The following is a 22,536-nucleotide window of genomic DNA, read 5'->3' on the forward strand; positions in this document are numbered from 1 at the left end:
CAGTAATTGTAGTTACGGATTATCGCAACCGTAATATAAGTTACACATATCTTTGGCCGGAGGGCCCATCTTGTCCGAATCCCGTTCGATCTCCGCCGCGCTGAGCGTGCTGATCATCCTTCAACTGGTCATGCTGGGCGCCCTTTACGCGCAGGTGCCGCCGCATCCGCCCGCGACGATTCCGCTTTTCGCAATCGCCCCGTTCCTCGCTGTCGCCCTTGCGACTGCGGCTGCTGCTTTGATCATCGGTCCCCTTGCCAGCCGGACGGGCAAGGTGCTCAGCCTGCTTGCCGCGCTGATGGCCATGCTGTCCTTTGGCCCCCAGAAATATCTGGACCTGCAGTTTCCGCTGATATGGCCCGCCGTTCTGACGGCACAGGTCGCCGTCATCGCGATTTTCATTGGAGTGCTGATCCGTCAGGGGCATCGTTCGGCAAGATGACGTGGTTTGCGCCGCTCAAGGCATCGGCATTACTCACCCTGCCGCTGCTAGTTTCAGTTAGTTTCAGCGAGGCATGTTTCGACTTCTTATCTGCCCGGCAAAGTTCAGCCCTGCGCGATCTGGACATGATCAACCCGGCCAGGGCCATCGAGGCCATGCAGGTGATGAACGCCTCTCTCCGTAATCCGCTTTTCGGCGCCGTCTACTTCGGAACGCCTTTTGCTCTGACATTGGCGGTCGTCATGATGGCCGTTCTGCGGGCAAGAGTCGCCGCCGCGGTGCTGGGTCTCGGGCTTGCCGTGCATATGATCGGAGTCTTTGGGGGCATTGTCGCGCCCAATGTGCCGCTGAATCGGGAACTTGCCGCAGTCGATGCCCGGGCGCCGGGCGGCGACACAATCTGGCGGGCCTATTCCACGCGCTGGCAGTCGGCCAACCTGAGCCGGATGATCGCCGCCGGTGGCAGCCTGATGCTGGTTGCCGCCACACTCACTGCTGCTGTCCAGAACCGGAGAAGATCATGAGCATTACCCTTCTGACCTTTGCGCTTGCGGCTTTGTTAACCGTCGCAATGCCGGGGCCGACCTCCCTGTTGGCCTTCTCCAACGGGGCCCGCCACGGGCTGCGCGATGCCGGTTTCGGAATCGCGGGGGCGGTGTTTTCAGACCTGGTTCTGATCGCCGCTGTCTCGGCCGGTCTGGGTGTGCTGCTCTCCACCTCGCAGCTTTTGTTCTCGGCCGTGAAATGGCTGGGGGTGGCCTATCTGGCCTATATCGGTCTGCGGCTGCTTTTCAGCAAGGCCGCCTCTGCCGAAGCACCGACGGCTCAGGTCACAGAGGTGCGCCGCCTGTTCTCGCGCAGTTTCCTTGTCGCCGTCACAAATCCCAAAGGTTACCTGTTCTTCACAGCGCTTCTCCCCCAGTTCATCGATGCCGCCGCGCCAGTCCTGCCGCAATACCTGCTTCTGGCGGTGACTTTCTCACTGATCGACCTGGCGGTCCTGCTGGCCTATGCGGCGGCAGGCAGGCGTTGCGCGGGACGCTTTGGTACGAGGCTGATCACCCGGATGGACCGGGTCTGCGGTGGCGTCTTCCTTGCGCTGGCGGGGGGATTGGCCATGCTTCGGCGCGTGGGGGTGTGATGCTGCTGCGCCATGTCGTGTTCTTCTCCGCCCGGAATCGCGCGGATGTAGAGCGGCTTTACGAAGGCTTGCTTCTCCTGACCCAGATCCCCCATGGCCGCGTGGAGATCGGGCGCAACCTCGGGATCGACACCCTGTCCGCCCCTGTCGATTTCGTTGTTTATGGTGAGTTCGCGGATGAAGCAGAGTTGGCTCGCTACAAGGCGCATCCGGCCTATGCCGCCTCGATATCCATCGCTCGCCCCTTGCGCGAGCTGCGGGTTGTGGCAGATTTCCACGCGGGTCTTGCGGAAGGTGCCTGAGTGACGATTTACTGTGTCGATGTCTCCCTCGTGGCTGCGCACCGCATCGGGGCACATATCCTGCCCCCGGATGGCAAGAATCTGTGTGACGACGAAGATGCGGAGGGGGTCTGGTTCTCGCCAAGCCTTGATGGCGCCCGCGCCTTGAATGATGCCGAGGTGTCGGTATTGCAGCGCAGCCGGATTGAGCTGATGCAAAAGCCCGTGCGCCCGCTGCACAGTGCCGGGATCCATCACAACCTGATGATCGTCAGCACCGAATTCGCCGCCATGGCCGAGGAAATGGCACCGGGCAGGCACCAATTCGTGCCGCTGTCGGATGTCTGGTTCTACAAAGCCAAGGAGCCCTCGCCGGGCCGCTATCTGGCCGCGCTGATCATGGATTATGCACCGACCGTCGATCTGGAAAAGTCGCGGATAATGCGCCAATTCTTGCCTCATCTGCAAAAGACGGCGGTCCGACTGTCGGCTATATATCCCGTTCAAAGGGTCGTTCGCACGGATACCGCCTTGGGGCGCAGCCTCTGGGCGGATGAGGTGACCGGGGCGATCTTCTGCACCGAGGATTTCCGCAAGCGAGCCAAGGTCCTAGGTGGCACACTGGGGCTGGGTTTCGGGGAATGCACTGAAATATGACACGAGACGCCAAGAGAAGCGCGGCCACAGACAGGGAAACATCGCGCCCGCGGATGCTGGCCCGTCTGTCAGGGGTTCTTGCTGGCTGCGCCGCCGCCCTGATCCTTGGGGTTTTTTGTGTGGTGGTGGCGGATGTTCTGGTATTGCCCGAGGGGACGAGGGCGGCGTCAAACGCTCCGCCTGGCCCGCCAAAGGGACTGGTGTTCTTGTTCAGCACCGCGTTTTTGCCGGGGTTCGCCGCTTTTCTGCTTTATCCCGTGACGCTACATCGTCGCCGAAGGGGCCTGACTGCGGCTGTAGAACTTGAGATACTCATCATCCTCGCCGCATGCTTCACACTTTGGATGGGCTTCGTGCTGGCGGCTATGTGACGACGGCTTGAGGGACGAGAATGTCAAGATCAGCACAGCGCAACATATTGCCTGTCCACCAGAATGATCGCCGCACCCGATCCAGGCGATTGCGGATACTGGCTGTTCCCGTTTACTCGATTGCTGCGGTGCTGCTGCTCTCTTCTGCCGTGCAGGCGAAGAAGGTGCTTTATTCGAAGATCCTGATCGCCGCCGAGACCATATTGCCGCAATGCGCGGATCTGCCGGCGGGGAGCTGCGCCTATCCGCTGTTCATCGGAGCGCACTCGCCGCGAATGAAGGGGCGTCCGGAGGAGGGTTTGCCCCCGGCGCTGAGCAACCTGCCCGGAGCGCGCTTCAATACGGCGTTCTCATTTTCCCAAACCGACCCGGATCTCTGCCAGCTGGAGACATTCGCGGGCGATCTGTCGCGGGCGGCAGTTTGGGTAGGTCAAAAGGCGACCGGAACGGCTTGGCTGCAGCGCGTCGAGGGGGCAGCCAAAGCGTGCCAGGTCCACTATTCCCCGAGCATCAGAATGGGTGCAAATCAGGATCTGATCTGGCTCAGGGATGATCTCGGAGTGACCATCGTCGGATGGCGGTGGTGCTCCACGATCGCCGGAGAGGTGAAAGGCTGCGAGCTACACCTGACGCCCAGGCGGCGGGGCTGTGGCGTGAAGGAGGGACTCGAAATTACCGTGGCGGGTCTCTCGCCGCGCGCCAGCGAGGTGCTGCTTGGCGATCTTGCAGCCAGCGTCACGCGGCTGGCGGTCAATCTAATTATTCCCGTTTCGCTGGAGCATTGCCTCACCGATGGCCAGTTTGTCGATGTTGCGGGTTTTGTCCCGGATGATTGAGAGTACCGAAAAAGGGGCCAATTCCGGCGCGCCCCGAGCTCTGATGATCTTGCAAATTCAATGTGACGGGGGCGATCTGACAGGCCAACTGAGGCAGAGAGTCGCTTGAATCGTCCCGGAAACTGTCCAAACGATGGGGGCTCACTCTTCTCAGGATGAGCATGTTAGCGGGACATAACTTTCATTGAGCGCGCAGAGAGGTTTATGAAACGCCCCTCGGGTTTTCTTCCTTCAACAGCGACCAGGCATCGACGTTCAGTCCTTGAGCGATGCGATGGAGGTTGTCGAGTGAGATGTTTTGCTCACCGCGCTCGACGGCGCTGAGATAGGTGCGGTTCAGGCCCGCTTCATGTGCCAGAAACTCCTGTGACCAGCCTTTCTCGGCGCGCAACAGTCGCATGTTGCGGGCGAGGACGTCGCGCAGCGGGCTCCGGGGCGTGGTTTTCATGCGGGATGCTATTGTGCATCACCGCTTTTAACTCTACCTGTTTTAAGATACATTCGTGGGCCACGCGATGGTTGCGGCCGCAGTGTCCGAGTTGAGGGTATCGGGGTGACAGTTTCAAAGCTTTCAAACGACAAGGTTGTTCAGAGGAGACTTGCCGCGTTTCTTGCAATGTTTACGGCGCCGCAATCAGTTGTTCCGACAGTCACATCCCAGAGGCGATGTGATCGGTCCGCGGCGGCCAGGACCCTGGATATTGTCCTTGAAATCCTGCTCGATGCTGGTCTTGGACTGGAAGCCGCGCCATCCCTGCCACAGGATTCCTGCAACTGGTCGCTTCCGCGGGTTCTCTGCGCGCCGAAGAACGGATCAAGGTTCGAAATCACCATCGGTTTGCGAGGAGGATATGATTGCAGGGGGGTGATCGGAACAACTGTTGTTCGAAGCGAAGCTATGACGTTTGAAGCCCTGACCATGATGCTGCGAAGTCTCGCTGCGCTTGAGATAGGTGAGGAGCTGTAGACAGCTGATCCGGCAGTGCGCCGGAAAGCCCGTCCCTATCCCGGTGAGCTACGATCTGAGAGCTCCAGGAACGCTTGCCGGGGTGCCTCTGTCGTAGAAAGTGCCCGTGGTTCACCAGAAGAGATCTCATGCTCCCATTTCCTGTATTTTCCTGGTGAACCTGCGCATGCGCGCCACAGCAACGATCTGGTCTGGCCGGAAGGCCGCAAGATTTGCGTCCGGTCCTGACGAATCTGGCAGGTTGGCACCTTCGCCGGACTGGCCATTCTGCGCGAGGATTGGCTTTTCCGCCGCCATGAGTTCCGCCGCCAGTTTTGGTTCGGCCATGGCCGAAGCCGATCCCGGTTTTTCCGCTCGCACGAAATCCACCACCATTTTTTCGGCCAGCCGCCGCTCCAGCGCTTCCATTCGCGCGGTTAAAACCTGAACCGCGGCAGCCTCCTTCGGCGGATAGGGCAGGGGTCCCGCCTGCGCTTCGAAAAGGGTCTTGAAGGTCGTATCCTGGAAATAAACGATCCGATGGACCAAAAGCGGATTCTGCCGTTCCGGGACAAGGATGGCCTGATCCGGGTTCAGCCTCCGCACCTCGTCGGGTGTCAGGAGGGGCCGCTCCTCCAACCGTCGGCTGACCGATCGCCGCTGCATGAAGTCCCGATCCCGCGACACGCTGTCCGACACCGAAAGCTTGGTCGTCTTGCCCAAGGCGTCCGAGATCTCTCCGGCGGTCTTCTTGTCGTTGGCCGCGAGGTAGAGCTTCATCCCGGCGGCAGATTCGAGCGACATGCGGACGTTCTCGCCATAGATGTTGTCGAGGCCGGGGATCGACTGGGTGATGATCGAGACGCGCGCGCCGTGGCCCGCGAGCTGTTTCAGGGCTTGTTCGACGATGGGCATTGGCCCGAGCTGGTCGAATTCGTCGAGCATGACCATGACCGGCCAAGGCTCAGATTTCGGGTCGGGGAGGGTCGAGCGCATTGTCGCAATGAGCTCGCCGAAGAAGAGCCGCACCAGCGGTGACAGGGTGCGGATGTCATCGGCGTTGACAACGACATAGATCGACATCGGGCGCTTGCGCAGATCCGTGAAGGAAAAGTCGTTACCGGAGGTTGCCCGATCCACCGCCGGGTTGTTCCAAAGTGTCATGCCCGCACCGCCCAGGACCGAGGCGTGGGACGACAGGGTCCGGTCGGAGTAGCCTGCAAACTTGCGGAAGGTTTGGGCAGCATTGGGGTGTTTCACCTCCTCGGCATGCTCGCCGTAAACCTCCTGCGTGGCACCACGGCCGAAGAGGATGCGGCTGATCTCGCCGATGGTCGGCTTGCCCCGCTCGATCGCCAGAAGCCCTGCAGCTACGAACAGTTCGCGCCCCTCGGTCAGGAAATCACCAGCCGTCCCTTTGTCCGAAACCGTGAGGAAGTAGTCCGAGATCTTGGCAAGCTCCGTGTAGCGCTGTTCGGGATTTTCAATGCGGGAGACGCGCTCGAGCGGGTTGTAGCGATGGGTCGGGTGCTCGAAGTCGAAAGGCGAGAAGCGATAGACCGCATCGCCTTCGGCCTGCCGGTGCCGCGAGGTGGCCTCGAATATCTCCCCTTTCACGTCGAGAACGACGATGCTGCCGTTGAAGAGGAGGGTGTTCGGGATAACATAGCCCACACCTTTCCCGGCGCGCGTGGGTGCGACGACGAGACAATGCGGGAACTTCTGGAACGTGGCGCTGACGTAAGGCGCGCGTTTTGAAGGTGTCCCGAGTTTGCCGAAGACCATGCCTGCGCCCAAGGGCTGCAAGAGGCCATTCGCCTTCATCTCGGCGCGAGCCTGGAATTTGGCCTGGCCATAGCCCGTCAGTTGTTGGCGGAAGGTCAGGGCGACCGCGGCGATCGTGAAGACCACAGTCGAGGCACCGACAATCTGCCAGGGCAGAACCCAAGGCACGGAGGTCAGCCGTGCGAAGCCGGGGAATTCCTCGATCAGGACGAATATGCCGGTCGCGTTCGGGTCGCGCCCCAGGATCAGGTTCAGCGCGAGGCCGCCGGCAATAAGGCCCACGAGCAGGCCGGCCGACAGACCGATCGGGAGGAGAAGCGCGATACGTTGCATGATCAGAACTCCCTGTCCTGGGCATGCGCTCGGTCATGACCAGACGCGCGCGTGTGCTCCGGCGGCCTGGGACCGGCCTCGGCCGTCATGCGACGTTCGGCGCTTTCCACCTCATGGGCACTGAGGCCGAGAGAGGGGTGTTCTTTTGCCGCTGAGATGACGGCCGCAGCCATGGCTTGGCAGGCACTGGCCTCGGGGACATCCTTGGCCAAGGCGTCAGTGCGTCCGGCGGCGATATCTTTCAGCACATTAGCACCGTACCTTTCTTTCATCTCTTCCGCGAAATCCCGTGCTTGGGCCTCGTTGCGGAAGGCGACTGAGCCTTGCCGGACATGGAGTTTCGCCATCTTGTCCAGGGCCTCGACCATCGGGTCCGGGGCTCTCGAAGCGTCGATGCTACGGGCGGACTGGATCATCTCGGCGGCGCGTTGGTAGAAGCGATCCAGGCGTTCTGCGGCCGCGTTGCGGCCTTGCGTGTTGTCGAGGTCATAGCCGTGACGCCTGGCGACGTCGGCGAGATCGGATTTCACCCAAGCTTCCTCTTCACGGGCGTTGGCGGCACCAGTTTCGAGACGCTTGCCAAGCTTTTCGGCGTCGATGCCTGCGAGGCGGGCGTTGAGGGTCAGGCTTCCCTGCAGGCTTTCGGCACCGCCGGATTGAAGCCCCGTCTCTTCGCCGCCAACGGTCAAGATCGTCGGGCTGATCGCCGTGCTGTAGAGGGTCGAGCGGGGAGAGACCTCGTGGCCAGTCTGCTCCCGATCCAGGCCAAAGGCTGCTGCAGCTTCCTTGGCGATGCTCTGCATTTCGGCACGAAGGTCTTCTTGTCGGTCCGACGGCAACCGATCAATCCGGGCGCTCGACTGCGCCACCCAGGTGGAGATGGCCCGCGCTGGATCAGCCGTGAAGTCGCTGCGCAGCCGTTCTTCTTCGACATGGGCCGTGAGAACCGGGCTTTCAGCCAGATGCCTGGCCAGGGCTTCGCTCAGCGGCCCTTCGTCCGGGAACTTGGCCAGCACCTCGGCACTGCCATCACGACCATAGGAGGTGATGGCCAGGAGTTCATCGGGCAGAAACCCTGCGGAGCCTTGGCCGTCGACAAACCGGCCGGTGCCAAGGGTGGCCTCGGCATCGGGAATATGCTCGGCCACCACTTGCCGAAACGCAGGATCGGCAACCAGGCGTTCCGCAATATCGCGGGAGGCCTCGGTGTCACGGCCGAGGGTGAGGACCAGTTGGGCGTCTTCGCCCGCATAAATCGCAGTCTCAGGGCGGGGGAATTCCGGCTGTTCGCGATGTTCGAGCACGAGGCCCGAGGGTCCGCGGTCCATCTCTTCGCCAGCGTCACGATCCACCGCGGCGGCCCGGCTGACGGCAAGCTCCAGCCCTTCTTCGCCGCCTTCGTAAAAATCCCAGGCATGCCGCAGTGCCTCCCAGCTGTTCGCGAAGGTCCGCTCCGAAAAGCTGATCACCCCCTCACCACCGCTTTCGGACGCGTCATAGCCTGCGTGGACGCCGCGCTCGGTTGCGACCGCGACGGGGCGCAGCTCCACGTTCCGGTCCGTCGTGACCCAGTCCCCTGAAGCGACGACTTTCGGCCCTTCTGCACGCGACGCGAACTCAGCCTGCTGCTCGCGGTCCGCGTCAGCTTCGCGGGCTTCGACGGCCGCGCGCAGGGTCGGCCCCGGCGGAACTTCACCTGTATGCTCATTCCAGAGCGCGGCCGCCTTTTCCGGTTCCCGCCGCGCGAAGGCTTCCAGATCGTCCTTCAGCCCGGCATCCAGCCTCTCGACGGCCTTCGCCCCGTCCTTGCCAAACTCGACCCTCTCCAGGCGCTCAGAGATCGAAGCCTCCATTGCCGCCACAAACCCGGCCCGGAATTCCGCATCGGGGGCATGCGAGTCCGGCAGCGATTTGAAATAACGTGTCTCTCCCCTCTCGTGTGTCCCGTGGGTTTCCGTATGAGCCATGGTCCGGGCGGAGTTGCCGTCGATATGGGTCACCGAAGGCCGCTCGGCCGGATCGGCCCGGAAGAAGGCCTCGCCGGCAAGACGCGGATCTTCGAACTCCTGCGAAGTCCCGGAGAAGGCCGAGCGGACGGAGAAGTATTCCTTCTTCCGCTCTTCGGCCACTTTCGTCTGCAGGCCGTCAATGTCTTGGTCCATGAATGCAACCTTTCAGCCAGCAGGCCAATCAAAAGTGGAAAGGGAGGGCAAAGACCGCAGTCTGTCAGTCCTCGAGCCCGGGGAAATACATCTCCGTGATCCCGCGGCGGTCGCCCTGGCGGCCCATCTGCAGGATCACGTCGATCGAGGTCTCGAGGTAACGGATCACCTCTGCGAAGCTGAGCTTTGTGCCTTGCGCCATGACGAGAAGCGCCAGCCGGTCCATGGCTTTTCGCGCCGAATGGGCGTGGAGCGTCGTAAAGGAGCCGGAATGGCCGGTGTTGATCGCATCGAGAAACGTCGCAGCCTCAGACCCGCGCAATTCGCCGAGGATGATCCGGTCGGGCCGAAGGCGCAGGGTCGCCTGCAAAAGCTTGTCTGCCGAGCGGGGGGAGGCCTCGTCCCGCTGCGCGATCAGGCTTACGGTATTGGGCTGGCCCGGCAGGAGTTCGAGGGAATCCTCGATGGTGACGATGCGCTCGTCCGGGGCGACCATCTCCAGAAGCTTGCGGCCAAGCTCGGTCTTGCCGGTCGAGGTGCCGCCCGAGACGATGACGTTCAGCCGTTCGCTGACGAGCCGCGCGAGGAAGGCATCGACATCCGCCCCCTCAGACTCGGCGCGGATTTCCGCAACCATGGCCCGCCGCTCCTCTTCGAGGGACTTTTCCTGTCCGCGCAAGAAACTGAAGGAACGCGGCGCGCGCCTCGTGTCCCCCTGCCGGGACCGAAACACCCGGATACCAATGACGGTGCCACCCGAAACGGCGGGCGTGCCGACCACCTGACAGCGCAGCATCAGATCGCGGTAGGGCACAGTGGCCGAGATGAGGGGTGCGGCTTCGGTAAAGGTGTTCGAGGTGGAATTGGCGATCTGGGCGGCGAGATCGCGCACCGAGCGCGCGGGCAGGGGCGCAAGCCCGCTCGGCCCCATGTGGATCTGGCCTGATCTCTCGACCCAGATCGTGCCATCGGCGTTGATCGCAAGTTCCATGACGGCCGGGTCAGAGAGCGCCGTGTCGAGCTGCCCGAGATAGGTGTCGAGGTAGCTCATCAGTAGAACTCGATGTCGGCGTCGACCCGGACCATGACGACAGCCCCCTGATTGACGCTGATCGTCGGCGGGATGCGCAGGTAGTCGGCCATCACCTCATTCACCGCCTCGCCGAGATCATTGCCGACATTTTCGGCGGTATCAGATGCCACTTCGTCATCGGCGTATTTCGCGGCGGCGATGGCGGGCGCCGCTCCGATCACCGAGATCAGGGCGGCGGTGCCGAAGCGCTGCAGGAAGTGATTGCGCACCTTGCCGGGCAGGCCGGAGCGCCCGATGCGGTCCGTGCCGTAAGCCGCGAGTTCGACGGATTGGCCATCGGTGGTCACGATCCGGTCCCAGGCGATCAGCACCCGGCGCTGACCGGCATCAACGTCGGAGTCGTAGCGGCCAAAGAGACGGGAGCCGCGCGGGATGAGGACGCGGGACATGTCGAAAGACCAGACATCGTGGCTGACGATGGCGGCGACATTGCCGGAAAGATTGGTGCTGACAGCGGTTTCGAGCGAGGCCTCGATCAGGGTGCCCTGCATCACGGTATAGGCGGGATTGGCGATCACCTCCACCTGCCGGACCTCGGCCGACTTTGCCCCCGCGCGCCGGAAGGCCTCATCTCCCGTGGCAGCGGCAGCTCCACCTCCGGGACCGGTCGGGGCGGCACCTCCCGTCTCCCCGCCCAAATCCATGGAAGAGCGCATCGCGACCATGTCGGAATGGATCTGGGCTTCTTTCCGCATCTCGGCTTCCTGACGCTTGCGGGCCAGTTCCTCTTCGCGGGCCCGGGCCGCTTCGGCCTCGGCATCACCCTCGACGAGCGCCTTGGTCTCAAGTTCGGTCTGAAGCCGGATGTTCTCGCGTTCGAGGTCGGAGAGGGCGGCCTCGCGTGCTTTGGCATCCGCATCGAGCGCCGCCATTTGTGCTTTCAGATCGGCAAGAGCCGCCTCATCCGTGACCGTCACCGGATTGGCTTTCAGATCGGCGATCTGGGCATTCAGGGCCTCGATCTCGGCCTGCAGCCGCTCGGCTTCGGAAGGGTCCGGAGCGGTTGGCACGATCTGCGGCTTTTCTTTCGTGATCGAAAACCCGTCGGCGCCGCCATCCCCCTGGAAATCGCTGACCGAAGCGGTTTCCAGCGCGGGTGCCGGGGCTGGGGCCTCCGGGGCGGCGAGGACAAGCCATGCCCCGACGCCGGCGCCCGCCACGGCGGTGACGGCCGAGAGGGCATAAGGGTTCACGCCGCGACGGCGTTTTGGGGCCTCGGCAGGTTTCATGCGGGCCATGCGCGCTGCGAGTTTGCCGTCCTGATCGTCTTCGCTCATTGGCCGGTCCCCTCGACCGCGGTCACGCAGACATAGTCGTCGCCGTAACGCAGGACCCAGCGTTCGGAGCGGGAGCTGACGGTGATCGCAGTGCCGCGCACGGCGGAGTTGACCGAATATTCCTGCCCCCTGGCATCGGCCCGGAAGATCACCGGCATCGGGGCACCGGGCGGGATGACAAAGGTGGTCTTCCGCCCATCATCCGAGATCGACACCGGAGCGAAGTCGGAGAGCCGCTTGCCCTTTTTCATGACCTTATAGGTCATCGGCAGGGCCGCTGGGATATCCGTTCCGGGCGAGGTGCCACGGGAACTGCCGGGCACGGTGAACTTCACCGAATAATTTGGACTGCCCTTGGCGCTTTCCGTCACTTGCATGAAGTAGATGTTCTTCTGGGTCTCGACCGTCAGGTTGGTTGTGGCACCGGCGACCACGGGCTTGATGATGAAAAGGTTCGACCGCTCGAGCTTGTCGATCTTGAAACTTTCGAGATCGCCGATGGCGATGGACTGGATTTTCTCGCCGTCACCAAGCTCGACGAGGGTCACTGTCCTAAGCCGCGTGGTGATCCGGTAGACCTGACCCTCCTGATAACTGGCATAGGTCACCCTTGCGTCATGACGACCGGATTTCGGGGCGGTCTCGGCAAGAGCGGGCAGGGCTGTGAAGGAGGCCACAAGACCCGCCGCGAAAATTGTCAAACCTGGCGTCATGTCAGCCTCCCGAAGGGGTGAGGGCCTCGGATGTGAGGCGGTAATCGGTGACGAGGAACCCGGTCGGGTTCTGCCAGACGAGATTGAGTGCGGTCTGTTTCGTGGGCTCAAACCGGAAGGTGACGGTCGCGGTGAACTTGCCGATCCGGTCCGGGATACCCTCGCCATCCGAGACCCAGGTCTTGGTGAAACGAACCTGTGCGGTGGTCTCGGTCACCGGCGTGATCGAGAGGATGTCGACCAAGACCCTGGAGCTTTCGCCATAAAGCTTCGGCGGATAGTTCGGGTGCCCCTCGGTCCAGAGCGCCACGAGCGACGACTTCGCATTGCCCTCGGACCAGGTATAGGCGCGGAGGATCCGGGCCTCGTTGTCATGCTGGTCATAGGTTTCGCGGTCGGTGACATAGGCGAAGAGCAAACTTTGCCGGATGGCCTCGGCCTGTTCCATTCCCGCCTTCTCAACGGCGACCACGCGTTCGGCCACACCGGTGTCCTTGTCGACGATGGCGAGGAAGGCCTCGGTCTGCTTCAGGGGCAGCATCGTCGCGACGGCAATCATCCCCATGAGGCCGATCGCGAGACCGCCGCCGGCCACCGCGTAGGCGATGCGCTCGCGCTTCTTCACGCCGAAGAACATCTCGGCCTCGAGAAAACTTCTCAATTCAGGGGGTGAACCTGTCATGATCTTGCTCCGGTGAAAGGGGTTTTGCGCGGCTGTCGGGCGGCTGGATCAGCTGTCGCGGATGAACTGGCCGAGCCGCATACGGGCGGCATGGCCCCGCTCAGCGTCTGACCGCGCCTGATCGCGCAAATGGTGATGTTCGGTCTTGCCGGTCATGAAGCCAGAGCGGAACTCGTTCATGCGCCGGGCGGAATAGTCGCTGGCCTTTTCCAAAGGCTTGCCCGCAATCCGCAGGGCCTGGGGCGCGATGCTGGCGAGGCTGATCTGGCCGGTGATGTGCGTCACGGCATTCGGGATGGCCATCAGGGCGAAGATGCCCACGAAGACGATTACGAAAAAGCCGAGGATTGAGCCGAGATCGGTGACGTGTTTCTCTTCGCGGAAGACATCATGTGCGACAGTAACCACCGCGACAATGATCCCCGCGGAGGCGACCGGGTACATCAGATACCCGATCATCGCCGAGAGCCAGGCCTCGAAGACGCCCTTGGTCTTTTCGAAGATCGTAGCCCCGATGGCGAGCGGGGCGACACCGAGAAGGAAGGCAATCATCAGCTTGGCGAAACCGACGATGAAGACATAGACTGCCATCAGCACGCCGAGGATGACATAAAGGATCGCGGCAACGAAGCCGCGCATGATCGAGGACATGGCGGAGGAGACAGAGTCGACGTTGCCGGCCATCATGTTGGCCATGTCATCCATCGCTGCGGTTGCCGATGTCGCGACACCGCCGCCGCCGAGGCGGAAATATTCCAGCGCAAGATCGCTGAGCCCGTTGCTCGCAGCCTGATAGATCTGGCTGAAGTTCGACCAAGTCAGACCGAACATCAGCACCATCACGATGCGGAAAGCGAGTTGCACCGCATCGCGCATGGCGATGCGGTAGACGTTGAGGGCGGCGTTGATCCCGACCATGACGAGAAGGAGCGCAAGGAAGCTCGTGTAAATCGGGCCGACGGCGCTGGCAGTTGCCTGAAAGAACTGCCTTCCTGCTGCCGTGATGGCCCCGTCCAGCGTCGTCAGAATGGTCGAGACGCTGTCCATCAGAAGGAACCGCCGCACATGGTTTCTGCGATTGCCGTCAAGCGGTCAGCTTCCGCAGCGACCTCTTTTGTGTTCTGCCAGCCCAAGCGCTCGATGCCGCTTCGCTCGCGCAACGCTGCTGCAATTCGGTCTACGTCTTCCCAGTTTGCGACCTTCCCGGGGCAAGTGCAGTCTTCAGACGCCACGACATTTCGTGCCTGAAAAAACCCATAAATGTCTCTCAGCGCGCGCGCCTCGGGACCGGATTGCGCGTCCTTGTACCCCATCGGCCACTGGGCCTCACAGTTCCGGAACTCTTCGTTCACCGCGCCCGGGATCGGCTGGACATCGTCCGGCACCTCGACCTTCGGCAGGACATCGAGATAGGCCTCTTCCTGAGCCAGATCGGCCGGGGCAGGGGTCTCGGCCGTGGCTATTCCCGTCATGAGGGTCGCCAGGATCAGCGCCGCACTGAAGGGCTTCCTTTGGAACTTGCCCATTTTCATTCCTTTCTGATCACTTTGATGAACTTCTCTTCCTCGGCGGCCGTTGCGGCATCCATGACGCCGGCTTCCCCCATGCCCATGAGCTGGGCGGACTCCATGTTCCAGATATTGGCCATGGCGATGGACAGCTCTGCCGTGACCCTCGTGTTGAGGTCGATGGCTTCCTTCAGCCCCTCGGTGTCCGGGATCTCCTGGACCAGTTCGTGCACCCGTTCGAGGCTTTCGGACGCCTTGACCGAGGATGTTTCCGCCGCGGCCGACAGGAAGGCGGCCGTGTTGGCCTGCGTGCCGATCCGCGCCGCACCCGGATCCTCGCTTTTCGAAAGCGTGTCGACGGTGGCGGTGTCCAAACCGACCGAGGCGAAGAAATCAGATACATATTGTCCGGCTGGCTTGTCGCCGACCTTCCCCGAGGTGGTCATGAGCGAATACTTCCCGTCCTTCGCGGCGATAAGCCCGCCGGTCAGGTCAGCGACGTCCGGCAGAATGTCATCAAAGAAGGTGTCGGGATCCGGAATGCCAAGTGCTTCCAGTGTCAGCCCGTTCCTCAGCGCATCGAGCTGTGCCTTCAGGGTGGCGATCTGTTCGATCTGCTTCAGGATCTGTTCGTCGAGCTTCAGATTCGAGGCGATCATCTCGCGCACCTGGAGTTTGGCTTGCGCCAGCACCTCGCCGATCTTGGCGATGCTGGTGAGGTCGATGGTCGGCACGCCTTGGGCGGACGCTGTCATCGGGAGCGCCAGGGATGCGGTGAGGAGAAGGGCACTGACGCCCCGGATGCGCTTGGGGATCATTCCGAACCAGCCTTTACCTTGATGAATGTTGCGTCGCGGGCGTAGGCCTCGATCCAGAGCGCGTATCGCGCCTGGTCGACCTTGACCCTTGCGGCCTTGACCCGGTCGGCCATCAGCGCGATCCGCACGGCCTCGGCCCGGGCATAGGTGTTGAGATCCAGCGCCTCCTTGGCCGAACTGGTGGTCGGGATCTTCTCGATGAGGACGCGGAGTCGCTTCAGCGAGGCTTCGATCTCTAGGCTCGCTTCCATGCCATAGTGCAGCCCGGCGTCCGCGACATTGGAGGCCGTGGCAATCGCCATGTCGCGCGGATCGAACGTGCCAACCTGATCAATGCCGCTGATCTTGGCCGCATAGGAGTTGAAGAACCCGGTGATGCGGACCACGTAGTCCTGAGTTTCCTTGAAGGGCGGGATGCCGCCGTATTTCGAGACATTGCCGGGACCGGCGTTGTAGGCGGCGAGCGCCAGCGGGACTGAGCCAAACTTGTTGAGCTGGGTCAGGAAATACCGGGCACCACCGTCAAGCTGCAGCATCGGATCGTCATAGTAGGCCGGATAGATGCCGAGGTCCTTTGCCGTATCCGGCATCACCTGCGTCAGGCCGAAAGCGCCGACAGGCGAGCGTGCCCCGATGGAAAACCCGGATTCCTGCTTCACAAGGCTCTGGAACCAGATGCGGAATTCGACCGGATTGAGGCCAGCCCGCGCGAGCCCCGGGTGGCCCGCGTATTTCTTCGCAGTGGCGATGATCATCTCTTCGATACCGGTCTTGCCATCCCCGAAAAGACGCGCCGCATAGGGGCTGTCATGCTCGACATCATAGAGGACTTCCGCCTCGGCTCCCGGGATCACTTCCAGATCGCCGATCCATGGCGTGGTGCCGGTCATCATCGAGAGCGTGGCGTCGAGCGCATTAAGCTGTTCCTGATGCAGCTCTGCAATCCGCGCCTTCTTGTCGGTCTCAAACTCCCGCGCTATGGACAAACGGTTCATCTGCGCGATCTCGAGGCCGTGCTGGATGATCGACTTGCTATCGGCAATCGGCACGCCACGTGCGAGCGCCGCAAGAGGCAGCACAGTGATCATCAAGACAAGCGCCCTGACTGAGGCTGGTGATCTAACGGCAAGGAATGACATCGGCCAGCGAGCTGTCCACGCGCGAGGCAGGATACGAAGTCGGGCTTGCGCCCTTTGTGGAACTGGTCACAGTGGAACCAGATTGCGCCCAGCAATTGGTTTTCCGGATCGGCACGTCTCCACAGCCCGCGAGCGCAACACCAAGAAAGCCCATAAGGATACTTATGTAATGTATTGAGTTCATTGAGTAATCATTCCTTCCAGAATTTGGACCGCGCGGCGTAGTCAGCACCGAAGGCATTGAGTCCGGCCTGACCGCCGCCGAGGGCCGTCAGCAGAGGCCCGAGTGCCTTCAGATCGACGTTCAGCACCGTCGAGCCGCGTGGGGAACGTGACAGGACCAGCCGTTGACCCGGGATCGGGTTCAGGACGAAATCCAGCTCGCCATCGGTCAGCCGGAAGCTGTCGTAGTCGGCCGAGGCTGCTTCACCGTTCGGGAAGAGAAGCTGGTTCGGCAGCGCTTCCAGGATCGACCGGGCTTTCGATCCCCGGATCTGGCTCGGGAACTGGGTCATCATCACGACGACCACGTTCTTCTTCCGGGCCGTCACAAGCCATTCGGCGAGCTTTCTGGCGAAGTATTCGTCGTCAAGGACCTTCCAGGCCTCGTCGATCAGGATCAGTGTCGGGCGTTTTTCCTCGATCATCATCTCGATGCGGCGGAAGAGATAGCCGAGGATCGCGGTGCGCTCGGTGCCGAGATCAAGGATTTCCGTCAGGTCGACGGCCGTCACATCATGGCTGGTGAAGTCGACCACCGGCTCCTTGGCTTCGCCGAACACCCAACCGTAGCGGCCGTCCGGTCCCCATTCCCGGAGACGCTGCGCGAGATCGAGGCCATCGCCGACATCCCCGAAGAGCTCCTGAAACGATTGGAAATTCCTGAGCCCCTCGCGTGCCTTGCCATTCTGGGCGATGGCAGATTTGAGCGCCTCCGATTGCAGCGGCGTCATTGGCCCGGAGCGGGATTCCAGAAGGGCCACCAGCCAGTCGAGAAGCCAGGCTTCCCCGCGCTCTCCGGCCTCGGTCGCGAGCGGGTTCAAGCCCGTCGGGCGTCCAGCGCGGACTTCGGCATAGCGGCCATCAAGGGCAAGCACGGCCATCTTGAGACCAGCTTCCTTGTCGAAGATGATGGTCCGGCCGCCCGCCCTTTGGGCCTGGGCCGCGAGGAAGGCGACGGTCGTCGTCTTGCCGCCGCCGGATTTGCCGAGAACGAGGGTGTGGCCGTTGGTCGGCTCTGCCGTCGGGTCGCACGGTTCGTGGAAGCTGAAGCGATGCAGCGAACCCTGTAGCGTCTGAAACGCCGTGATCGGCGTCGCCCAAGGCAGACGCGGCTTCTCCGTCCCGGTAGCGGCGGCGTGGAGGGCCGCCATGTCTGCAAAATTGATTGACGACACCGTCATGTCGCGCGCCCGGTAATCCATGTTGCCGGGATGCATGGCGAAGAAGGACGCTTCGAGCGCTGTGACTTCGCGCACAAGCCGCATGCCGTTCTGATGCGCGATACCGCGGATGCGGGCCACCTGAGAGTCGAGCGCGGTTTCGGTTTCCGCAAAGACCGTGATTGTCATCTGATGCACGCCAAAGCCAAGCGCGCCGCTTTCGGCCTTGTCCGCTGCCTCGAAAAGCTGGGCTTCGACAGTGGCGGCGATGTCTTCCGCCGACCGCATTTGGGCCACGCGGCGCTTCACCCGCTCGGCGATGCTGCCCCGTTCAATCGGCGTGTAGCTGTGGGTGATGATTGTATCCTGCGTGGCCCCGAGCGCATCGAGCATGCCGGGCCAGGTCGCATTGGCATAGGATTTGACATAGAGAACGGTGGCGAGTTTCGGGGTGGACGTCCCCTCTTCGATCTCGACCACGCCCTTGCCAAACTGCACGGAGGCACCGGCGGCGTCTTCCGCAAGGAGGCAGTACGGGCTGCGCGGGTGCGCCCGCAACTCACCGGTCAGAAGCGAGGCGTAAAAGCCGATCAGGCTTCCATCACTGATCTTCATCCTGCGGGTCTTGATGCCAAGACCGGTCTCAAGGATGGAGACCACCTCACGCAGCTCTTCCAGACGCCGCGCGGTGTCTTCGCCCCAGACCCGGGCCGCAGCCTTGCCAAAGAGCGGAACAGCCAGCGGGGTCACTTGTCGCCGGACGACGGTCAGGATCAACACCGAGTCCTGCAGGTTGCGGCGGCTAAGCTCATGCCGCCAGGCCCTGTCGATGTCGGCTGCAAAGCTCAGCCCATGGATCGGCGCGATGCCGGTCTCTGCAGGACGCATCATCCGGTGCAGATAGAAGGTGAAACGCTCATCGAGCGTGTCGAGGAGATGCGCGAAGCCTGCCCGAAGGGCTGCGACCGAAGCCGCGCCTGACGTAACCCCGTCGATGCCGGTCACCTCAAGCGACAGCATCAGCGCATTGTCCCTTGTGCGGACGACCTCGTCATCAAGCTCGATGACGTAAGGTAGATGGGCGTAGATCTTTGGGTTGGCCGGGATCAACCGTCCTGCCCTGCCCCGCGGCGTCGTGCGCTCAAGAAACATGGCGCCGCCTCCGGTTCAGGATGGCCAGCGGCGTCACCTGCATCATGACGGCAAAGACATGGTGCCCGTTCGGGTTCAACTTGGTGGCAACACGGGCAAACCCGTACCAGACGGGGGCGGTCAGGAACCACCAGACCGGTTTGAACAGGATGAAGGGCAGCACGGTCATCGCGCCCACCGCCATGGCATAGGGCATCGGCAGGCCGAGAAACCTGGCTTGCCGCGAGAGCCCGAGGATGACCGCGCTTTTCTCCATGAATCCTGCCCCGCCTCAGCTGAAGGACGAGCGCAGGTTGGCGACGATGGCAGGCCCCGCGAACACAAGGAAGGCGCCGACCACGACCAGCGCCACCCAGGCCCAGCTGATCCGGTTGAAGGCCGCGAGAAAGCCGGTCACCACAAAGGCGATGCCGAAAAAGGCTGTCGACAGCGTGCCCCGGAACGAATCCAGCAAGCCGGTCGCCACCTTTTCGGCCTTTGCGAACTTTACCTGCGCCAAGGCAGGTTCCGCATGGATGGCCAAAGCCAGCCCCGCGGCCAGCGCGAGGAGAACGAGATGTGATTTCTGCATGGGGTCCTTCCGTCAGGTTTCCGCAAGAATGCGGTCATAGGTCGCGAATACCCGTCGGACATGGGTCCGGGTCTCGCGATAAGGGGGAATGCCATCATGCTTCCGGACCGCCTCCGGCCCGGCATTATAAGCGGCCAGGGCAAGGTCGAGGCGGCCGAATGCAGCCAGTTGCTCCAGAAGGTAGCGGGCACCGCCGTCAAGGTTCTCGATCGGCTGGCCCGCATCGACGCCAAGAGAACGTGCGGTGCCGGGCATCAATTGGGCAAGACCGATTGCTCCGGCGGAGCTGACAGCTCTCTGTGAATAGTTGCTTTCGACCTTGATCATCGCCTGAAAGAACGCGGTCCATTCCCTGGGAGAAAGATCAATCTTAGCCAGGGCGGGATGATCCTGATACCGGGCCGCGACAAGCCGGATTGCGGGCAGCACCTCGGCTGGCGCCGCAACGCCCTTGGAGCTATAGGAGACCTCAGTCGTCGCCCCTGCCCCTTCCCGGACTTCTTCTTCCGTATCCGGATGCGCCGGAACAATCAGCTTTCCTTGGCCGTCATAGCGCAGGACTGATGCCTCAAGGGAGGCGAATTCGATCTCCGTTCCCTGCCCTTCCGGTTCATTCCACCGGATGACGTCCGCCTGCGAGGCTCCGCATGCCGCGCCGCACATCGCCAGCGACAGCAGGCACGTCGAGATGATCGAGCGCAAGCTTCCCGAAAGCGAGGCCGAACATGCCGATCGGCGAGTTGACGATCCGTTCCCGGGCCAGAGCCGTGACCAGCATGAAACGCTCACCGGCACTGTTGACCACATAGAATAGCCATTCGCCGGAAAATCGCCCCTCAGGGTCCGGCGCCGAAACACACTCGATCTCAACTGTCGCTCCCTCAGTGGCCGCCATCTTGCGGAAATCACGTTCCAGCAAGACGGGCAGCGCACGCCGTTTCGTCGTCATGGGGTCCCCTCGGGTTCGATCTCTCGGGGATCGTTGTAGCGGAAAGTTTTCCGTGCAGCGATGCCTAACAGAAAGTATGGCGCACACAACGTAAAAATGACAAACACGATGAAATAAGTATGAATGGTGAATGACCCAAGACCTCCGCGGTCTGGGCGATCACGCGGCGGATGACTGGGGAACGATCAAAGGTGCCTACATATATAGATGACCGGCATGCGTCGCACGGCCCGCGAAACAAGGGAAATCCCGCGCCGTTTCGAGTGCTGATCCGAGGGTGGCTCTTACGTCAGGTGGGCGTGCTGCGTGTCGCATTCGCCGTCGCAACCTGCGCCTTGGTCGGTGTAGTTCCCGCCACCGCACAACCTCAAGTGATTCGCTGTCTGTCGCCCGAAGCACCGATGACCGAGCTGCCGGTAGACGTCCTGGCCGAGTACCGCATGGAGATTGCCGCAGAGTTCGAGGCGTATTTCTCGTCGATCACGGAACACATCGCCTGCCTCGATAAAGAGCGCGGCCGCGTCCTGCACGAGGCTCGCGCCGCGACCGAGGCCTACGCCCGTCTCATCAGCACCATCCCCGCCGGAAAGGACCTTCCGTGAAACGTCACTTCCCTGCCCTGCTTCTCGGTATCGGGCTTTCGACCGCCGTCGTCTCGCCAGCCGCCGCCTATCCGGTCGACTGTGCAATTCTGCTCTGCCTCGCGGGCGGCTTTCCCGCCTCGGCCGAATGCGCCCATGCCCGGGCGGTATTCATCCGGCGCATCACACCCTGGCCGATCGAGCCGCCGCTACAGATCTGGAACTGTCCGATGCGGGCAAGTTTCCGTGGGGAGGCGAAGCCGTTGGAGCGCCTGTTCGACATCGCTGTTCGTGGTGGACCCGTGCCGATCAACTCAGTTCCGGAAACGCCGTGGGCGCATCAACTCGTCCAGGGGCGGGCGGATGTTGATATCTCTGGCCCCGCGTTTGATTTCGTCCGCTCGATCCGCGTCTTCGAAATTACCTATCAGCAACACCGAAATCGGGATGGCGGCTGTAAAAGTTCAGAAAGCGTCTACCTGGGCTCCTATGGCGCACAAGGCAAATACCGCCGTCGCCGAAGCAGTGCCACTGCTGTGCCGTCAGCGTCAGACCTCTCTGTCCCGGCAGATTGCCTCGGCTACCGACACCGGTCCGTATTTGTCGAATGGCGCGATGCCAAAGGCAGCTACGGACATGAGGAGGTTCACTACTGAGACCCTTAACGACCTTCCGCTCCTGCAACGATCGAAAGACCGCCCTCCCCAGAAACGGAAACGACGCCAGACCATAGGCCCGACGCCGCAATGATTTCCTCATGGTAGTGGGAATCTAGCGCGAGCTTTGGGTCCGTTCAACCGGCAAACACTTTTGACGGATCGAATTTTTGTACCTTGCGGTCTGGTGTCGCCCCAAGACGGAACGACACATCATGGAACTCACGACCGGCGCAATTCTGCGCCGCATCACCGAAACGCCGCTCTCCACGGCTGCGCACAAGCTTGCAACGATCATCCTGGACGGGATCGCCTGGAAGGACGGTTACAACGGGCTCGAGCGCGGAACGGCCGCGTTTACGCTGGCGCATCTCGCCGAAAAGATGGGGGTTTCGCGGCAGCATCTGTCGGTGCTCCTGACCGAACTCGCTGCGTCCAGTCTGGCATTGGTCCGGTGGAAGCCGAACGGCAAGTTTGCACCTTGGCTGTTCCGTTTCGGGGGGCACGCTGATGTTGATGCCCAGCCAGATGTCGTGTCAGGCTCAAGCGACACATCACTATCTAGAGAAACTAAGAACAAAACTGTCTTTACAGGGCGGATCGAGATTTGTGACGAAAGCAACGTCTACCATACGCCTTGGGCCGATCTGATCAAAGCCGCGAAGGCGTCGCTGGCTTGCTGGAACATCGACACCCAGGTCATCTGGGAGCGGTTCATTGCCTTCAACCGATCGCGAGGGAACGCGGCGGTGCCAGCAGGATTCCTGCTCGGATTTATGCGGCGGTGGCGGACTTCGCTGGATGCCCCACTGAAACGCGATGCATATGCAACCCCGACGCGTGCCTTGACGCCGAAAGACCTGGAGCTGCACAGGCTGATTTCGGCTGCCCCGAGCAAGAACTGGCAGTTTCACGCCTCAGACCTGTGTCGCCTCATCGGGCACGCCGCCTACGACGCGCGCGTCTCGGATGTTGTCCAGCGCTTCGGATGCCCACGGTTCGCGGCCATTCTCGTAGTGCATGGACGCGCAGTGATTGCCGGCGAGATCTCGCGATGACTG

26 protein-coding genes are annotated in these 22,536 nt (G+C 62.1%); 10 read left to right on the forward strand and 16 right to left on the reverse strand.

The features are described 5' to 3' along the window. Window positions 1-70 precede the first annotated feature (70 nt). The 7 genes from C8N34_RS17870 to C8N34_RS17900 are packed head-to-tail and all read left to right on the forward strand — an operon-like array spanning window position 71 to window position 3,728. Entirely contained in the window at window positions 71-442 is a 372-nt protein-coding gene (locus C8N34_RS17870) for a hypothetical protein (RefSeq protein ID WP_233557346.1), read from the forward strand. Further along, window positions 439-966: an anthrone oxygenase family protein gene (locus tag C8N34_RS17875; protein WP_145693642.1), complete on the forward strand. Its 528-nt coding sequence runs from the start codon at window positions 439-441 to the stop codon at window positions 964-966. Before C8N34_RS17870 ends, C8N34_RS17875 begins: the two co-directional genes overlap by 4 nt. Beyond that, complete coding sequence (locus tag C8N34_RS17880) at window positions 963-1,583, forward strand: LysE family translocator (RefSeq protein ID WP_199725330.1); 621 nt, start codon at window positions 963-965, stop codon at window positions 1,581-1,583. Before C8N34_RS17875 ends, C8N34_RS17880 begins: the two co-directional genes overlap by 4 nt. Next, window positions 1,583-1,885, forward strand: a complete 303-nt coding sequence (locus C8N34_RS17885; RefSeq protein ID WP_407645609.1) for a Dabb family protein — start codon at window positions 1,583-1,585, stop codon at window positions 1,883-1,885. Before C8N34_RS17880 ends, C8N34_RS17885 begins: the two co-directional genes overlap by 1 nt. Further along, complete coding sequence (locus tag C8N34_RS17890; protein WP_108129904.1) at window positions 1,886-2,521, forward strand: hypothetical protein; 636 nt, start codon at window positions 1,886-1,888, stop codon at window positions 2,519-2,521. 53 nt (window positions 2,522-2,574) lie between these two features. Then, window positions 2,575-2,892 carry a hypothetical protein gene (locus tag C8N34_RS17895; RefSeq protein WP_108129905.1) on the forward strand — a complete coding sequence of 106 codons (318 nt, stop codon included), beginning with the start codon at window positions 2,575-2,577 and terminating at the stop codon, window positions 2,890-2,892. Between the two features lie 20 nt (window positions 2,893-2,912). After that, the gene (locus C8N34_RS17900; RefSeq protein ID WP_145693643.1) at window positions 2,913-3,728 is read left to right on the forward strand and encodes a hypothetical protein; all 816 of its coding nucleotides are present in this window, start codon (window positions 2,913-2,915) and stop codon (window positions 3,726-3,728) included. Between the two features lie 202 nt (window positions 3,729-3,930). On the opposite strand, the gene C8N34_RS17905 is transcribed toward C8N34_RS17900, so the two are convergent. The 16 genes from C8N34_RS17905 to C8N34_RS17980 form a co-directional block, all read right to left on the reverse strand. Continuing rightward, window positions 3,931-4,176 carry a helix-turn-helix domain-containing protein gene (locus C8N34_RS17905; protein ID WP_108129907.1) on the reverse strand — a complete coding sequence of 82 codons (246 nt, stop codon included), beginning with the start codon at window positions 4,174-4,176 and terminating at the stop codon, window positions 3,931-3,933. Between the two features lie 645 nt (window positions 4,177-4,821). Further along, window positions 4,822-6,792: a type IV secretory system conjugative DNA transfer family protein gene (locus C8N34_RS17910; RefSeq protein WP_108129908.1), complete on the reverse strand. Its 1,971-nt coding sequence runs from the start codon at window positions 6,790-6,792 to the stop codon at window positions 4,822-4,824. 2 nt (window positions 6,793-6,794) lie between these two features. Continuing rightward, window positions 6,795-8,954 carry a hypothetical protein gene (locus C8N34_RS17915; RefSeq protein ID WP_108129909.1) on the reverse strand — a complete coding sequence of 720 codons (2,160 nt, stop codon included), beginning with the start codon at window positions 8,952-8,954 and terminating at the stop codon, window positions 6,795-6,797. A 64-nt stretch (window positions 8,955-9,018) separates the two neighbouring features. Further along, window positions 9,019-10,005 (reverse strand): ATPase, T2SS/T4P/T4SS family, encoded by a 987-nt coding sequence (locus C8N34_RS17920; protein ID WP_108129910.1) that lies wholly within the window; start codon window positions 10,003-10,005, stop codon window positions 9,019-9,021. Beyond that, entirely contained in the window at window positions 10,005-11,324 is a 1,320-nt protein-coding gene (locus tag C8N34_RS17925; protein WP_108129911.1) for a TraB/TrbI/VirB10 family type IV secretion system protein, read from the reverse strand. The genes C8N34_RS17920 and C8N34_RS17925 overlap by 1 nt, the downstream gene beginning before the upstream one ends. Continuing rightward, window positions 11,321-12,037, reverse strand: coding sequence for a TrbG/VirB9 family P-type conjugative transfer protein (locus C8N34_RS17930; RefSeq protein ID WP_108129912.1), 717 nt, complete (start codon window positions 12,035-12,037; stop codon window positions 11,321-11,323). The genes C8N34_RS17925 and C8N34_RS17930 overlap by 4 nt, the downstream gene beginning before the upstream one ends. Window position 12,038: 1 nt before the next feature. Beyond that, window positions 12,039-12,719: a VirB8 family type IV secretion system protein gene (locus C8N34_RS17935; protein WP_108129913.1), complete on the reverse strand. Its 681-nt coding sequence runs from the start codon at window positions 12,717-12,719 to the stop codon at window positions 12,039-12,041. Between the two features lie 48 nt (window positions 12,720-12,767). Next, window positions 12,768-13,784, reverse strand: coding sequence for a TrbL/VirB6 family protein (locus tag C8N34_RS17940; protein ID WP_108129914.1), 1,017 nt, complete (start codon window positions 13,782-13,784; stop codon window positions 12,768-12,770). After that, window positions 13,766-14,245: a hypothetical protein gene (locus tag C8N34_RS17945; protein ID WP_108129915.1), complete on the reverse strand. Its 480-nt coding sequence runs from the start codon at window positions 14,243-14,245 to the stop codon at window positions 13,766-13,768. The genes C8N34_RS17940 and C8N34_RS17945 overlap by 19 nt, the downstream gene beginning before the upstream one ends. A 2-nt stretch (window positions 14,246-14,247) precedes the next feature. Then, complete coding sequence (locus C8N34_RS17950) at window positions 14,248-15,045, reverse strand: type IV secretion system protein (RefSeq protein ID WP_108129916.1); 798 nt, start codon at window positions 15,043-15,045, stop codon at window positions 14,248-14,250. Continuing rightward, window positions 15,042-16,133, reverse strand: coding sequence for a lytic transglycosylase domain-containing protein (locus C8N34_RS27180; protein ID WP_277878302.1), 1,092 nt, complete (start codon window positions 16,131-16,133; stop codon window positions 15,042-15,044). Before C8N34_RS27180 ends, C8N34_RS17950 begins: the two co-directional genes overlap by 4 nt. A 242-nt stretch (window positions 16,134-16,375) precedes the next feature. Next, entirely contained in the window at window positions 16,376-18,571 is a 2,196-nt protein-coding gene (locus C8N34_RS17960; RefSeq protein ID WP_158640725.1) for a VirB4 family type IV secretion system protein, read from the reverse strand. 136 nt (window positions 18,572-18,707) lie between these two features. Continuing rightward, window positions 18,708-18,974, reverse strand: coding sequence for a VirB3 family type IV secretion system protein (locus tag C8N34_RS17965; protein WP_108129919.1), 267 nt, complete (start codon window positions 18,972-18,974; stop codon window positions 18,708-18,710). Between the two features lie 15 nt (window positions 18,975-18,989). Further along, on the reverse strand, window positions 18,990-19,289 hold the full coding sequence (locus C8N34_RS17970) for a TrbC/VirB2 family protein (RefSeq protein WP_108129920.1): 300 nt from the start codon (window positions 19,287-19,289) through the stop codon (window positions 18,990-18,992). A 12-nt stretch (window positions 19,290-19,301) separates the two neighbouring features. Continuing rightward, a complete protein-coding gene (locus tag C8N34_RS17975) occupies window positions 19,302-19,991 on the reverse strand; it encodes a lytic transglycosylase domain-containing protein (RefSeq protein WP_242013839.1) in 690 nt (229 codons plus the stop codon). Continuing rightward, a complete protein-coding gene (locus tag C8N34_RS17980) occupies window positions 19,900-20,238 on the reverse strand; it encodes a hypothetical protein (protein ID WP_108129922.1) in 339 nt (112 codons plus the stop codon). The genes C8N34_RS17975 and C8N34_RS17980 overlap by 92 nt, the downstream gene beginning before the upstream one ends. Before the next feature lie 401 nt (window positions 20,239-20,639). On the opposite strand from C8N34_RS17980, the gene C8N34_RS17985 reads away from it, so the two are divergent. The 3 genes from C8N34_RS17985 to C8N34_RS17995 all read left to right on the forward strand — a co-directional run bounded on the left by C8N34_RS17985 (window position 20,640) and on the right by C8N34_RS17995 (window position 22,533). Next, a complete protein-coding gene (locus C8N34_RS17985) occupies window positions 20,640-20,840 on the forward strand; it encodes a hypothetical protein (protein WP_108129923.1) in 201 nt (66 codons plus the stop codon). After that, on the forward strand, window positions 20,837-21,475 hold the full coding sequence (locus C8N34_RS17990; RefSeq protein ID WP_242013840.1) for a hypothetical protein: 639 nt from the start codon (window positions 20,837-20,839) through the stop codon (window positions 21,473-21,475). The genes C8N34_RS17985 and C8N34_RS17990 overlap by 4 nt, the downstream gene beginning before the upstream one ends. A gap of 215 nt (window positions 21,476-21,690) precedes the next feature. After that, window positions 21,691-22,533: a hypothetical protein gene (locus C8N34_RS17995; protein ID WP_108129924.1), complete on the forward strand. Its 843-nt coding sequence runs from the start codon at window positions 21,691-21,693 to the stop codon at window positions 22,531-22,533. The last annotated feature ends 3 nt before the right edge of the window (window positions 22,534-22,536 follow it).

This window comes from Gemmobacter caeni, assembly GCF_003054195.1.
GTDB classification, from domain to species: Bacteria; Pseudomonadota; Alphaproteobacteria; order Rhodobacterales; family Rhodobacteraceae; genus Gemmobacter; species Gemmobacter caeni.

Bases quoted from the DNA above. Each gene is read 5' to 3' on its own strand.
- C8N34_RS17875 (WP_145693642.1), top strand. From the start codon at position 439: ATGACGTGGTTTGCGCCGCTCAAGGCATCGGCATTACTCACCCTGCCG.
- C8N34_RS17880 (WP_199725330.1), top strand. From the start codon at position 963: ATGAGCATTACCCTTCTGACCTTTGCGCTTGCGGCTTTGTTAACCGTC.
- C8N34_RS17885 (WP_407645609.1), top strand. From the start codon at position 1,583: ATGCTGCTGCGCCATGTCGTGTTCTTCTCCGCCCGGAATCGCGCGGAT.
- C8N34_RS17895 (WP_108129905.1), top strand. From the start codon at position 2,575: ATGCTGGCCCGTCTGTCAGGGGTTCTTGCTGGCTGCGCCGCCGCCCTG.
- C8N34_RS17900 (WP_145693643.1), top strand. From the start codon at position 2,913: ATGTCAAGATCAGCACAGCGCAACATATTGCCTGTCCACCAGAATGAT.
- C8N34_RS17905 (WP_108129907.1), bottom strand. From the start codon at position 4,176: ATGAAAACCACGCCCCGGAGCCCGCTGCGCGACGTCCTCGCCCGCAAC.
- C8N34_RS17910 (WP_108129908.1), bottom strand. From the start codon at position 6,792: ATGCAACGTATCGCGCTTCTCCTCCCGATCGGTCTGTCGGCCGGCCTG.
- C8N34_RS17915 (WP_108129909.1), bottom strand. From the start codon at position 8,954: ATGGACCAAGACATTGACGGCCTGCAGACGAAAGTGGCCGAAGAGCGG.
- C8N34_RS17920 (WP_108129910.1), bottom strand. From the start codon at position 10,005: ATGAGCTACCTCGACACCTATCTCGGGCAGCTCGACACGGCGCTCTCT.
- C8N34_RS17925 (WP_108129911.1), bottom strand. From the start codon at position 11,324: ATGAGCGAAGACGATCAGGACGGCAAACTCGCAGCGCGCATGGCCCGC.
- C8N34_RS17930 (WP_108129912.1), bottom strand. From the start codon at position 12,037: ATGACGCCAGGTTTGACAATTTTCGCGGCGGGTCTTGTGGCCTCCTTC.
- C8N34_RS17935 (WP_108129913.1), bottom strand. From the start codon at position 12,719: ATGACAGGTTCACCCCCTGAATTGAGAAGTTTTCTCGAGGCCGAGATG.
- C8N34_RS17945 (WP_108129915.1), bottom strand. From the start codon at position 14,245: ATGGGCAAGTTCCAAAGGAAGCCCTTCAGTGCGGCGCTGATCCTGGCG.
- C8N34_RS17950 (WP_108129916.1), bottom strand. From the start codon at position 15,045: ATGATCCCCAAGCGCATCCGGGGCGTCAGTGCCCTTCTCCTCACCGCA.
- C8N34_RS27180 (WP_277878302.1), bottom strand. From the start codon at position 16,133: ATGATCACTGTGCTGCCTCTTGCGGCGCTCGCACGTGGCGTGCCGATT.
- C8N34_RS17965 (WP_108129919.1), bottom strand. From the start codon at position 18,974: ATGGAGAAAAGCGCGGTCATCCTCGGGCTCTCGCGGCAAGCCAGGTTT.
- C8N34_RS17970 (WP_108129920.1), bottom strand. From the start codon at position 19,289: ATGCAGAAATCACATCTCGTTCTCCTCGCGCTGGCCGCGGGGCTGGCT.
- C8N34_RS17980 (WP_108129922.1), bottom strand. From the start codon at position 20,238: ATGACGACGAAACGGCGTGCGCTGCCCGTCTTGCTGGAACGTGATTTC.
- C8N34_RS17985 (WP_108129923.1), top strand. From the start codon at position 20,640: ATGACCGAGCTGCCGGTAGACGTCCTGGCCGAGTACCGCATGGAGATT.
- C8N34_RS17995 (WP_108129924.1), top strand. From the start codon at position 21,691: ATGGAACTCACGACCGGCGCAATTCTGCGCCGCATCACCGAAACGCCG.